Genomic DNA, 13,510 nt, shown 5'->3' with positions numbered 1-13,510 from the left:
TATTATATATAGCCAAAAGTCAACACGATTTGACATTAAAATTGTACACTTTTTTCTAATTCCAATTAAATATAGTATAAGTATTTGTATATTTAATAATTAATATAAATACTTATATAGTTCTCACGTAAAGTTCAATAAACACAGGCTAAAAGGACTTAAGTAAGGATGTTTCAGTCGAACAACGCTTAATTAAGTCCCTTTTCAAACTATTTCATAATTTATCATCTGGTGCCTTTTTCATAAGGTATTCCGTCCGCTTTAGGCATTACTGAACGCCCTACAAACAGAACAAGTACAACAATGGTTGTAATATAGGGCAGCATGGATAATATCTGAGACGGTATCTGGACCTTGCCTCCACCCATTAGGACCACCAGCGCCTGGGAAAGTCCAAAGACCAGACATGCCCCGTACGCTCCTTGGGGCGTCCATTTTCCAAATATTACTGCTGCAAGTGCAATAAATCCCTGACCGGATATGGCTGTAGCGGAGTAAAGGGACACTACGGCAAGTGTCATAGCCGCACCTCCGAATCCGGAAAACACACCTGAAAGGATAACGCATGAATACCTTATAGTTGAAACACTTATGCCCAGGGAATCAGCAGCTGCCGGATGCTCACCTACAGACCGGATTCTGAGTCCCCACTTTGTTCTGTACAATACAAACCACATCGTCAGCATTAGTATAAATGCTATTATTACAGTGATATCCATGTTGAGCAACGAAAGTATCGGATGTTCCTTTGAATTTATTTTACCAAATATTTTGGGTATCTTTTCAGTTACGGGCTTAGTCATAGTTGCTCCTTGAAAGAAAAGCCTTGAAAGAAATAAGGAAAGACCCAGTCCCAGAAAATTCATAGCAATACCAGATACCGTCTGATTTGCTTTAAAGGACACCGCCGCAATAGCATGCAGAAGAGCAAGCAGGCCTCCCGCCAAACCGGCTGTTATAAATCCTAGCCAAGGATTAGATGTATAATAACCCACAGTAGCACCTGTAAATGCACCTATGGTCATCATTCCCTCGATGCCAAGATTAATAACACCTGCACGTTCTGAGATAACTCCGCCCATAGCCCCAAAGACCAGCGGTGTTGAATACATCAAAGTTATACTCAATGCCAGTAATATACTATTCAACATTATCAACACCTCTCTTCCTGAGCCTGTCCGCTATCAGCGGGAATATTGTAGCCAATGCTACAAAGAATACAATCGTGCCTATCATTATATTGATTATTTCTGACGGAGCTCCAATATCCGATTGTATTGAGCCGCCTCCATAAAGTAAACCGCTGAAAAACAATCCGGCAAAAATACATCCCACAGGCGAACTTCCTGCAATGAGTGCTACAGAGAGACCATTCATACCATTTCCTTCAAATGCTGAAAGTGTAGAAATTCTGTGAGGGTCGCAGCCTGTAATCTGCATGGCACCTGCAAGACCGGATATTGCTCCTGCAATCACCATGGACAGGATTATTTTTGAAGTCACATTCATTCCAGAGAATTCTGCAGCATCTTTATTGAAACCTACTGCACGGAGTTCAAAGCCTTTTGTGGTTTTGTATAGAAAAAATGTAACTAATATTACGACTATTATGGCTACCAAGATACCGTAATTTAGGTTGGTCCTAAGTAATATCTCCTGTAGAATTGGGTGTTCCTTTAACCATTTAATTCCCTGTTTGGAGGTTTTCCAATTCTGCAGCACTGTTGTATACGTCTGACTCTGTATTTCATATGTGGCTTCAGCATTTGGCTTTTTTAGCCCTGGTAGGGTAATTATGAAATTATTCATGTAGAGTGCAATCCAGTTAAGCATAATGCCTGTTATTACCTCGTGAATACCGAAACACCCCTTAAGAAATCCAACCAGTCCACCATAGATAGCTCCTATCATAATGGCTGCTATAATAACGACTAAGATTTGGAGAGGGCCTGGAAGATTCAGCTTATACCCCAGTACTGCCGCAGTTATAGCACCCATAATGTACTGTCCTTCAGTTCCAATGTTGAACAAACCTGTTTTGAATGCAAAAGAAACACTTACTGCAGTGAGGATTATAGGTGTAGCTTTAATTATGGTATTTGAAATATATTTGGGTTTTGAAAAAATGCCTTTGAATAGGGAGGCAAATGCATCTATCGGATTGTATCCTGCAATTGCAAGAACTATAGCCCCCACAACGAATCCCAATATAATAGAAAGAAAAATTCCAGTCAAGGGCTTTTTAATAATCCTACTTATATACTTCATTTTTTTTACCCCCTCCTGCCATAATCATTCCGATGGTATTCTCGTCGGCCTCTCCCTGACTAAAAGTAGCTACGATTCTACCATCGTAAAGGACAGCGATTGTATCCGCAACATCCATAATTTCATCAAGCTCAAAAGATATCAACAAAACAGCTTTTCCCTCATCCCGCTGATTTACCAGCAATTTATGCACATACTCGATTGCTCCTACGTCCAGACCTCTGGTAGGCTGTACTGCAACAAGGAGTTCAGGATCATTGGTTACTTCTCTGGCAATAATGACCTTTTGCTGATTTCCTCCTGAGAGAGCTCTCGCTTTTGTGTATTCACAGTTGGAAGGTCGTACATCGAAACGTTCTATACAACCTTTTGCAAATGAATATATAGATTTGTAATCCAGTATTCCAGAACGGGAAAAAGGTTTTTTACCATAGTTTTCTAGAACAAGGTTCTCTGCTACTGAAAAATCCAACACTAAACCTCTTTTATGACGGTCTTCATGAATTGTGCAAAGCTTGTTATTCAATACATTCCTTGGAGTTGTGTTTTGAATTTCTTTACCGTGTATCTTTATCTTTCCACTTTTAACTTTTGACAAACATGTGATAGCTTCCACCAATTCTTTCTGTCCATTGCCGTCAATACCTGCAATTCCCACAATTTCGCCCTTTCTTACTGAAAGTGAAAGGTTTTTCACCCTGTCGATACCTCTATTGTCAGCAACCGTAATATTATCAATTTCAAATATGACTTCTTCCGGTTTTGCAGGTTTCTTCTTTATATGAAGTTCCACATCGTGTCCCACCATCATGGATGCAAGCTGCATTTCATCAACGTCGCATACATTAACTGTGTCTATGTACACTCCTCGTCTGATTATGGTGCATACTTCCGAGGATTCCTTTATCTCCTTCAGTTTATGTGTAATAATTATTATTGTTTTTCCATCTGCTATAAGGTTATTCATGATGGCAATTAAATCTTGAATTTCTTGAGGAGTTAATACAGCAGTTGGTTCATCAAGTATCAGTATTTCGGCTCCTCTGTATAGTGCTTTGAGAATCTCAACTCTTTGCTGCATTCCCACTGTAATATCCTCAATTTTTGAGTCCGGGTCCACATACAACCCGTATTTTTTGCTAAGTGCAAGAATCTCCTGCCGTACTTTTTTGTTGTCAATGACTCCGGCTTTGTTTGTGACTTCCTTGCCAAGAATTATATTCTGTGACACAGTAAAGTTCTCAACAAGCATGAAGTGCTGGTGTACCATTCCTATTCCGTTTGCAATAGCCATATTTGGATTTTTTATGTTAACCTTATTGCCATTAAGGTAAATCTCTCCACTACTGGCTTGGTATAATCCATAAAGAATGTTCATCAGGGTTGATTTACCTGCACCGTTTTCCCCCAGAATTGCGTGAATAGTGCCTTTTTTAATGTCAAGATTAACCTTATCCAGAGCACAAAAATTACCAAAGTATTTTGTGATGTTACGCATTTGAACTGCAAACTGTCCACTAATATTCATAATTACCCCCATGCTTTTAGTTGGTAAATACAAAGGTAGGGGGAAATATCCCCCTGATTTAAGTTTATTTGAGTGTTTTTATGTAGTCATCGAATGTTGCCTGATTGTATGGAACGTTGATTGATTCATCTATTATTTTTGCTTCAACTGCCTTGGCTTCTGACAAAACTTTCTGATCAACATTAGGATTATTTTCTGGAATGCCAACACAGCCTTCCTTCATACCAAACACCTGTGTGGTTCCGCCAAGTTCCTTTCCATCCTTTACCTGTGTTGATACAAGATTCATTGCCTTACCCACAAGCTTCATAGCTGATATAAGAATATTATTCGGCGCCAGGTGACTCTGATCCCTATCGACACCTATAGCAAATTTGTTGGCTTCCTTGGCTGCTTCAATAACTCCAATGCCTGCGCCACCAGCTGCATGAAACACAATGTCGCAGCCCTTGGTATACATAGAAGAAGCTATAGCCTTACCAGCTGCTTGATCTGAGAAGCTGTTTGCATACTGGACATTAACTGTAATCTCTTTGCCGAGTTCTTTGGAAGCGTATGCAACACCGGCTCTGTAACCAAATTCGAACTGGTCGATTACATCACCCTTGATACCTCCTACAAAGCCAACCTTGTTTGTTTTTGTGGTTTTAGCAGCAACATATCCTACTAGAAAGGATGGCTCCTGTGCCTTGAACACAACACCTATAACATTGGAAGGCGTCTCATCCCCATAAGAGTTGTCAACAATTGCATAGGTCTTGTCAGGGTATTGTGCCGCTGCGGTCTTTATTGCATCCGCCATAGCATAGCCTATACCCCAGATTAGACTGTTATTTTGGTCAGCCATCTTGTCCAGGTTTGTGCCGTAATCGCTTTCCTGCTTTGATTCCAAGTAGGAAATAGTTGCATTTGTTTCTTTACTGAACTGCTGAAGACCTTCCCATGCAGACTGGTTAAAGGACTGGTCGTTAATCCCGCCAACATCAGTTACCATACCTACTCCAAAGGATGAAGCAGCCGCACTGCTTTCAGTGGTTGAATCACCTGTAGAAGTGCTGGAAGTCGAATTACTTTTGTCTTCTGTACTGCTTCCACAAGCAACAAGTGATACCATCAATGCCAAGGTTAAGATGATTGATAATACTTTCTTCATTTTTTCCTCCTAAAAGAAATGTTGTATTTATATACAGCGAAAGTAACCTTCATAAGCTCATTTTCGCTACATACCAAGATAAGAGTTTTATAAAAAAATGGAGCGCAGATGTTTGTCCTAACACTTTTATACCATATATTACTTTGCATGTAAACCTATGTTATATTTAGCTTTATGTGTAATAAAATATCTCAAATATTTCTAATACACTACCATGATTTATTAGCTCACATACTGTTTACATAAGGCATAAGATAGTAATATAAATACTATGAAAGGAATGATATCAAGTGCGTAATACATCTAAACCATATCCAGAGCCATATAATTATAATAATCAAATGAATAATCCTGGTAACATGAACCCAATTCCCTACTTTGAAAATGTACCGGACTTTTTGAATCAGTCTCCAAATCAATATTTTCCTTATATGGAGCAAACAAAAAGCAGTAACCCTTTAATATTAAAAGATTATGGTCCTGAACCCTTTACTATTGATATTGAGAAGGCTGCTAAAGAAAATGATAACTTTCGATTGGCTTTATGGACAGGAGAGCATTTACAGGTTACTCTTATGTGTATTAATGTAGGAGAAGATATAGGTTTGGAAATACACCCTGACCTTGATCAATTTATTAGGATTGAAGAAGGTAAAGGCATTGTAAAAATGGGAAGAAGCAAAACCAATCCTGATTTTGAGGCTAATGTACAGGATGGCTATGCTTTCATTATTCCTGCCGGAAAATGGCACAACCTGATTAACACTGGGAACAAGCCTCTTAAATTATATTCAATTTATGCACCGCCACAGCATCCTTTTGGTACTGTTCAAAAGACTAAAGCAGATGCAGAGGCTGCTGAAGAAATGCATAATCGTTTCTTCTATTAAGAACATAATAAAAAGGCTTCCTATTAGTCACAATTCAAGGGAAGTCTTTTTGCTTTAGTCATTTGTGAAATCAGATATTTAAAGTCAGGGTTTGAACCGTCCAACAGAGATATAATATTCCCTGAACAGCCGACGCTGTAAATAATTTTGTGTATGAAACATAGGAAATACTCTTTTCTGGTTAAGAATTTAAGTATTAACCAGAAAGGAGTATTTTTTATGAGCGTATTATCAAAAGAGTTAGTACAGGAAATAATTGCGGAGAATGATTTTAAAAATCCCGGAGAAATAATCTCCTTTTTAAAGGAGGCATTTAAAGATGTTCTTCAGGAAATGCTTGAAGCCGAAATGGATGTTTCTCTTGGGTATTCCCGAGATGAGTCAAGACATAAAATTACCGACAACAGTAGAAACGGTTACTCAACAAAAAAACTAAAGAGTGAATTCGGCCCTGTACAGATTGATATTCCAAGGGACAGAAAAGGTGAGTTTGAGCCTAAAATAGTTCCCAAGTACAAAAGGGATGTATCAGGAATTGAGGATAAGGTGATTTCTCTTTATGCCCGAGGCATGTCTACCAGAGATATTCACGATCAGGTTAAAGAGCTTTATGGAATAGATATTTCTGCTGAAATGGTTAGTAAAATAACTGAAAGAATCCTTCCTGAAATAAAAGAATGGCAAGGTAGGCCCCTTGAGGCTATCTATCCTTTTGTATTTATGGATGCTATCCATTACAAGGTAAGAACTGATGGACAAATAGTAAATAGAGCTGCTTATGTTGTTATGGGTGTAGATATTTCAGGTAAGAAAGATATCCTTGGAATATGGATTGGAGAGAACGAATCCTCCAAGTTCTGGTTAGGTGTGTTAAATGACCTTAAAAACAGAGGTATAGAAGATGTACTCATATTCTGTGTGGACGGACTTACAGGGCTCAAAGAAGCTATTGCAGCTGCTTTTCCAAAGTCAGAAATTCAAAGGTGTATAATTCATCAACTAAGAAACTCATTTAAATATGTTTCATATAAGGATTTGAAGGCTTTTTCAAAGGATTTTAAAACTGTCTACACAAGCCCCAGTGAAGAAATAGCATTAAACCGGTTTGAAGACCTGAAAAACAAATGGGGCAAGGATTATCCATATGCATTTAAAAGTTGGGAAAACAATTGGGAAGTTTTATCACCATATTACAAGTTCCCAGAGCAGATAAGAAAAATAATATATACAACCAATATAATTGAAGGATTGCATCGGCAGTTCAGAAAAGTTACTAAGACAAAATCCGTTTTTCCTTCTGATACTTCTCTTGAAAAGATGCTTTATTTGGCATCAATGAATGTAATAAAAAAATGGACTCAACGATACCGGAATTGGGATCAGGTCATGAGTCAATTAATGATTATGTACGATGGGAGACTGGATAACTATATTTAAAACATAGAGCAAAGCCCCCACCGCCCTGAAGGGCTCGTCCTCATTGCCGGACGGGCTAGACCTTCAAAATACAGGTATAAGCATAGAAATACCATTATTAAATAATTATTGCCAGATTTAATCTAAATAATGCATAAAAATAGAATAATCTGGCAATAATTTGAAATATAGTATTAAATTTTTGAGAGTTAATACTTTGGAAATACTTAGCCATCATTGAGTTTGAAAGGCTTCATACACAAAATTATTTACAGTCCCGAACAGCCTGTCAGTTCCAGCCAAACCAGATTCTTTTTAATTAGTTTGCCTTTACTGATTTCTTCCCTGACTTTATTAAATAATTCATACGCCGTCTCAAGACGTGCAGCATAACTAGGACACGATTTTGTTTTATTCATTTTAATTTCCTTACAACCCTATGTCAGATATTATTCTTACAATTCATATAATCCTCTCATTATAAAATATATTTTTCAAATACTATGATTATTCATTTATGGACTAGTAACTACTTTTCCCTTCATGTATTTCCTCGTTATCACTATATATTATTATTTCTGGTGGAATTAAGCTTGCACTTTGCCACTCTGGCTTTTGATCCTGCATGGAGAAATTAATGTCCAAATCAACTTGCTCTTTGGGCAATATAATGAATTTGGTAAGTTCATTCATTGTATTACCGACGGGAATAATTTGAGCTTTTTTTGAGAGAAAATCTTCCCTAACAGGTATTTTAATATAGAATTCTTTCTTATCATTGCTGTAATTTTTTAATGTGATTTTTCCTTTAACTGAAATACTTCCGCTGTTATTTGTAAAATTAATCTTACTTCCATCTCTTATATATTCAATAGACTGTAAACCATTCAAATTGGAGCGAACAAATCCATATACGAAATCATATGCTGGTTGGTATATAATAGCCCCTACTATAAAAAACATCACAACAATTTTCCCGAAGTTTTTGTGAACATCTCCTTTAAAACGGATTATCCCCACAATCGCTAGTAATATTAGTATTGTGGTTACAACACCTGTATAATGCAAACCTGAGTTTCCATTGGACCACACACTTATACCCATCTTTGTCAAAATAAAATCACCTAGTATAAAATTATGTTTATTTTCACCAAACAGTACTGACAACAATATAATAATTAAAAAAGATATGATACCCAGCATTTTTCTTCTATTCATCTCGCTTCTACCTTTTTAATAATTTGTATTAAATTCAATAATATGTTAGCTTTATATATGAAAATTCCTTACCTCTATTTGGGTGTACATATAACTATTATTTATTTTGCATTTATCTCCTTGATTCGGTCATAAAGCTCCTTCGTTTTTTCTGCATCAGACTGATTAAATACAAGTGTTTTATCATCGTAATGTATTATTACAAAAGCATTTACTTTAGCATATGAATATAGCTTGTAACTGCCAAACCTTTCATTCCGGTATGTACCACAAGCCATTTTAAAAGTTCCCATTCCAAATTTCCTTATTCCAATATCTAAACTATCAACATACTCAATAGATGTAATTTCATTTAAGGGAATAGTAGTTCCGCCAACAAAAGTACCTTTTACACTAACAGAATTATTTGAAATTGAAACATTTACACTTCCGAAAAATAATATAAATAAACCTACAAGTATTAATGTTACGAATGTAATAAAAACTTTCTTTTGTCCTGTCTTCATAAAACACCTCCGACACACTATAAACTATATTGCTTATTAGTATATAATATCAATATTTACAATACTAGTAAACTTCCGAATGTATATAGCTAATCTCGGTGAGTTCACTTGATAAAAAAAAGACACCCATTAGTCGAGTGTCAAAAAGCAGGAGGTTTGTTAAAATGGAAAAGTATAGAGTTGCCACCTACTTAAACAAAACCTCTCTTCTTACAATAACATGTGTTACCATATATGTATTCTTGCGGGTTTTTATCTCAGGGGCGGCATTTTTTTAATTATTCTTATTAGCATTAAAATCCTTATTTAAGGGGCATGTTGTTCTATATCTAAATTTTTCCCTCCTGTTTTCATTTTTGCTGTTCCTCCAATAAAAATACCTTTTCTCTCTATTAATAGTATTTTTTTGGTACATTTAGTACCAATCAAATTATATAGAAATAAAATTGGATAGTCAATATTTTTTTCCAATATTTTGTAATTAAATAGAGCTATTTTGTTCTGCATGTATTATTCTATATCCTTTCAATTTGAATTGATTAATGAAAATACTCCTGACTACATTTTACTTCAATAATTAATATTGCACTTATCAACTACAATATCATATAATTATTCATTGAGGTGATTAGGATGTCCGTTCTTTCAGAAAGAGTTAAAAAATTACGCAATGCTAAACGACAATCCCAAAACGAAGTAGGTAAAGCTTTAGGTAAAAGTAGAGAAACTGTTTCAAAATATGAGCTGGGAGAGAGAGAACCTGATCCTGAAGCTATTATACTATTTGCAAAACACTTTAATGTTTCTACAGACTATTTATTGGGAATTAGTGAGCAAGCAGAAACTACAACAATAAACGAAAGAAAACCGTACAGTCCTGAATTATACGCCTTTGAAAAATATCTTCATAATGAGTCTTTCATACCATATTTAGAACTTGCAGTAAGGATGAAGGATTCTAATATTGACATAAATCAATTCGAAAAGCTAATAAATAAAATAATTAAAAATAAACCTCTAAAATGATATACCTGCTTCCTGTATTGCTGATTAAACTTATCTAGTCTTCAGGTAATGTATACAATAGTTTTCCATATATTAATAAAGAAGTGTACCAGCCTTAATTTAAAATCCAGTGCTTTATTATGATAGTTTGTCGTTTATATTATTTAAAGTTGGTACACTTCGTACCATTTAATTATATTACCGAGTTCCCTATAAGTCAACCTTATTTTGTAAATACTTCAATTATATTACATTCATTTAAGAATATTTGTCGATAAAACAAAAACATCTTAAATTACTTTAAGATGTTTTTGTTTTACTAAATGCATGATTCTAGTAAATCATTAATGACTTTTGCGTGTAGTCAAATGCTTTGGTGCTTTTGGCTGATAATAACTCGAGCAACACGCAGTGCTGACACCTGATAACGCAAGAAATGTTATTAATAGTGACAAAGGTGCAAGCAGTAATTTGATTTTAGATTTCATAATCTTCTCCTCCCGTCTGCTGTAATACTTATTCGTTAATGTATTCTATGAGTTTAACTGCCTCATCCACTTTATTATTTGCAAGCAATGAACGTATTTCATCCAATGCAAATTTCACATCATTCTCAAATTCACAATATTTATTATACGATTTAACTACTAATCCAGTTATCACAGTATAAACTAATTTAAATATCAAAATATTAAGTATCAGTACTATTACCAACAGGGATACAGAGAATGTTATTTGATAAACTAGCTGCATCCTATCAAAAATGGTGACATATACAAAGTACAACAATTGTTCTCCAAACAGTAACGTCAAAATTGATGTCAAAAACAATCTATGAAATCGACGGTTAATCTGTGTGGCTAACAAAATTTCATGCTTCCATAAAAAATTTGCAACTATAATCTGAAAAATTCGCTGTGGAATCACAAGTAGTACATACCAATGATATGCATTCTGAAAATTCACCATTCCTTTAAATACATATGTAATTAAATAAGGTGTATATAAAATTTCTGTAGTAGTCATTATCAATAAAAAAAATGATGTTCCCAATAAAGCATATATAAGCTTCATCCTATACATCAGCATTACTATTAGTACGTATGCAATGATATGTAATGTAATACTTGTTACAATATTAGGGGATATAGGCCGTATAAGCCAGGATGATGTTAGCATTAGTATTATAGCCGTAGCAAATTTTAATACATTTTGAGTATTTATTTTTAAGTTTTCCTTTTTTCCAGTAATAAGTAAGCCTATTATTAAATTTAGAAATGCTTCGGGCAATGATACTAAAAGTAAAATGTACAAATTCATTACCATCCAAGATACACCCCCTACAAATTTATTCAATATTGTTATTTTATTACATGTTATTTGTGAAGTAAATAGACTCAGAAAAATACCGAACAAGCCTATAAAAGTTATATATTTCGACACCGGTATTAGTTCAAAAGTAACAAAAAACACACTTACCAGTATATTATTAAAATCTATCACATTTTACTTTATCCTGATATTAATCCAGTTTATACTATAATATAAACCTTGGGGGTATTCTATTAATATGGATAAAAAAATTAAGAAGTTTATATTTGTATTTGCAATTTTATTGGTACTTACATTTATTGCTGGAATAATATATTTTAATCATTTAGATAAAAACAAAAGTATTAACTGCGATATATTTTCAAAAGAATACATTTCTCAATTAGAAGGCTCAAATGTAAGTTCTGTCAACTACTTGCTTTATAATAAAGATGTTGGAAATTTACCTATAACCTTTATTTTTGAAAAGAATATAAAGAATTATAATATTGATAAGGTTGAGCTTTTTCAAAACAGCTCAATAGTTACAAAAAACGTCACAACAGATGATGAGAAAATTGACAGCAATAAAATGACTATCATATTATCAGAATATATAAAAGAATTTAATAAAATACGTATCTATACAAAATCAGCTAAAGTGGTCGATATCAATGTAGGACAGTACTACTTTGATTTAATTAGTATCCCACAAAATCCAAACAACGAGTTGGCACTCGATAAATATCATACCTTTGACTTAGAAAATTCATATGAAGGCAATTTTGAATTTGTAGGGAAAAAACTACCTAAAATTGAATTACATATACCGGAAAGACTTAAAGGTCTAAATATTTTGCAACAGAAGTTGCAATTAACCGATTCTGATAACTTAAATAGCTATAAATACAAATACACTTGCACAATTTCAAAAGAATATTTCAAAAAAAATAACCTTTCTACTATATGCTTCGACTTAGTTTTTGTTGATGCTACAGACATAAATAAAAAGTCAACGCTGAACACTTGCAATGTAGTTCTAGCTTCAGAGGGAGGCAAAGAATAATGTTACCTCCCTTTAGCCTCCAGCCCATACTTTATTTTGTCAAAAAACTTATGTCCTGTGGGCGTAATTGCAAATATTTCCTGTATAACACTAAAGCATAATAATAGAGTATACATTTTCAATCCGAATACGGTTAATACTGTAACTACCAATAACCATATGCAAATATATACAAAGGATAAGGTTTTGAATTTTCTTATTTCCTTAGGATCTGTGATTAATCTATTTGGAGTGTCCTTTGGTGCATATTTTTTTAAGATATAAAGCCCTATGGTAAATGTTAAGGTAATTAGGATTACCAACCAAGTGGTGCTCCAATAGGGATATGTATGTTTTGCAATCAGTGCTGCTGCAACAAAAAATCCTATTGACACTAATAAGCATTTACCATATGTATCCATATGATAGCCTCCCGCTACCTTTCGCAGTAATGCAAATGATATGGATATTATCAAGGTAGGAATCAGCACCCCTAAAACCGCTGAAACAGCTACCAATAAAGCAGTTTTTACAACACTTCCGATAGCTACTTGAAAGCCGAAATAATATTCTGCCTTTTTCTGGTGATTCTCTTCTAGAACATTTGCCAAACCCTTTGCACAAGAATATGACCATTTATCTATAAATCTCAATAAATTCGCCCCCCTGTTAAAGGATTATATACCAAATATTGTATTATTTCTACCTTTTCAAGCAAAGTTCCTTCCACTGCACTTTTGTAATGCTTTTAACATATATGTCATTACTTCATTATCTTTTAGTACAACCTCATAGGTTTTGGCCCTACTCTTTGGCCTTTTGCAAATTTGTATAATTCTTCAGCATCCTCTTCTTCCCATGGACGTAAAATTAATCTATTAGTTTCCAAATTAATTTTCTATACCTCATTTTAGTCCACTCCGATGATATATTAAAAATTGCATTTATAAGGACTACCTTAATATACTAGAAATTAGCAGTCACAACCAAAACCGCTTCCTGGTGTTACTACATCCTCCAGGTCTTCAACATTGAAATTGAATTCAACTTCATTTAAATCCATTTCGAGTTTTTTGATGTCCTTCATATTCTTATCCCCCTTTCGTTTATAATAATCCTGTTTTCTTAAATATGTATTAATTACAATTACAACCAAATCCACTACCTGGT

At 34.4% G+C, this 13,510-nt stretch carries 15 protein-coding genes; 4 read left to right on the top strand and 11 right to left on the bottom strand.

Annotated elements, in window-relative coordinates:
• Positions 1-224: 224 nt before the first annotated feature.
• The 4 genes from K412_RS0111960 to K412_RS0111945 form a co-directional block, all read right to left on the bottom strand.
• A complete protein-coding gene (locus tag K412_RS0111960) occupies positions 225-1,151 on the bottom strand; it encodes an ABC transporter permease (RefSeq protein WP_024833325.1) in 927 nt (308 codons plus the stop codon).
• A complete protein-coding gene (locus K412_RS0111955; protein WP_024833324.1) occupies positions 1,141-2,268 on the bottom strand; it encodes an ABC transporter permease in 1,128 nt (375 codons plus the stop codon). Before K412_RS0111955 ends, K412_RS0111960 begins: the two co-directional genes overlap by 11 nt.
• Complete coding sequence (locus K412_RS0111950; protein ID WP_024833323.1) at positions 2,252-3,796, bottom strand: ABC transporter ATP-binding protein; 1,545 nt, start codon at positions 3,794-3,796, stop codon at positions 2,252-2,254. Before K412_RS0111950 ends, K412_RS0111955 begins: the two co-directional genes overlap by 17 nt.
• A 64-nt stretch (positions 3,797-3,860) precedes the next feature.
• A complete protein-coding gene (locus K412_RS0111945) occupies positions 3,861-4,949 on the bottom strand; it encodes a BMP family lipoprotein (RefSeq protein WP_024833322.1) in 1,089 nt (362 codons plus the stop codon).
• 290 nt (positions 4,950-5,239) lie between these two features.
• Here K412_RS0111945 and K412_RS0111940 point away from each other — a divergent pair, with 290 nt between their 5' ends.
• On the top strand, positions 5,240-5,839 hold the full coding sequence (locus K412_RS0111940; RefSeq protein WP_024833321.1) for a cupin domain-containing protein: 600 nt from the start codon (positions 5,240-5,242) through the stop codon (positions 5,837-5,839).
• Between the two features lie 219 nt (positions 5,840-6,058).
• Complete coding sequence (locus tag K412_RS0111935; RefSeq protein WP_024833290.1) at positions 6,059-7,276, top strand: IS256 family transposase; 1,218 nt, start codon at positions 6,059-6,061, stop codon at positions 7,274-7,276.
• A 248-nt stretch (positions 7,277-7,524) separates the two neighbouring features.
• Here K412_RS0111935 and K412_RS22205 read toward each other — a convergent pair whose 3' ends face one another.
• The 4 genes from K412_RS22205 to K412_RS0111910 form a co-directional block, all read right to left on the bottom strand.
• Positions 7,525-7,674 (bottom strand): hypothetical protein, encoded by a 150-nt coding sequence (locus K412_RS22205; RefSeq protein ID WP_242835612.1) that lies wholly within the window; start codon positions 7,672-7,674, stop codon positions 7,525-7,527.
• Between the two features lie 103 nt (positions 7,675-7,777).
• The gene (locus tag K412_RS0111925; RefSeq protein ID WP_024833320.1) at positions 7,778-8,473 is read right to left on the bottom strand and encodes a hypothetical protein; all 696 of its coding nucleotides are present in this window, start codon (positions 8,471-8,473) and stop codon (positions 7,778-7,780) included.
• A 101-nt stretch (positions 8,474-8,574) separates the two neighbouring features.
• Positions 8,575-8,979, bottom strand: coding sequence for a PH domain-containing protein (locus tag K412_RS0111920; protein ID WP_024833319.1), 405 nt, complete (start codon positions 8,977-8,979; stop codon positions 8,575-8,577).
• Positions 8,980-9,285: 306 nt separating this feature from the next.
• Entirely contained in the window at positions 9,286-9,486 is a 201-nt protein-coding gene (locus K412_RS0111910; protein ID WP_024833318.1) for a hypothetical protein, read from the bottom strand.
• Positions 9,487-9,612: 126 nt separating this feature from the next.
• On the opposite strand from K412_RS0111910, the gene K412_RS0111905 reads away from it, so the two are divergent.
• A complete protein-coding gene (locus tag K412_RS0111905; protein WP_024833317.1) occupies positions 9,613-10,005 on the top strand; it encodes a helix-turn-helix domain-containing protein in 393 nt (130 codons plus the stop codon).
• Positions 10,006-10,328: 323 nt separating this feature from the next.
• On the opposite strand, the gene K412_RS21865 is transcribed toward K412_RS0111905, so the two are convergent.
• The gene (locus K412_RS21865) at positions 10,329-10,472 is read right to left on the bottom strand and encodes a cyclic lactone autoinducer peptide (RefSeq protein ID WP_081741763.1); all 144 of its coding nucleotides are present in this window, start codon (positions 10,470-10,472) and stop codon (positions 10,329-10,331) included.
• A 28-nt stretch (positions 10,473-10,500) separates the two neighbouring features.
• Positions 10,501-11,310, bottom strand: a complete 810-nt coding sequence (locus K412_RS0111900) for a hypothetical protein (RefSeq protein ID WP_024833316.1) — start codon at positions 11,308-11,310, stop codon at positions 10,501-10,503.
• Between the two features lie 244 nt (positions 11,311-11,554).
• On the opposite strand from K412_RS0111900, the gene K412_RS0111895 reads away from it, so the two are divergent.
• Positions 11,555-12,361: a hypothetical protein gene (locus K412_RS0111895; RefSeq protein ID WP_024833315.1), complete on the top strand. Its 807-nt coding sequence runs from the start codon at positions 11,555-11,557 to the stop codon at positions 12,359-12,361.
• Between the two features lie 2 nt (positions 12,362-12,363).
• Here the strand turns inward: K412_RS0111895 and K412_RS0111890 are convergent, their stop codons facing one another.
• Complete coding sequence (locus tag K412_RS0111890) at positions 12,364-12,993, bottom strand: accessory gene regulator ArgB-like protein (protein ID WP_024833314.1); 630 nt, start codon at positions 12,991-12,993, stop codon at positions 12,364-12,366.
• Positions 12,994-13,510: the final 517 nt, after the last annotated feature.

The organism is Ruminiclostridium josui JCM 17888 (genome assembly GCF_000526495.1).
In the GTDB taxonomy this organism is placed as follows: Bacteria; Bacillota; Clostridia; order Acetivibrionales; family DSM-1351; genus Ruminiclostridium; species Ruminiclostridium josui.
This window is presented reverse-complemented; position numbering and strand designations above follow the sequence as displayed.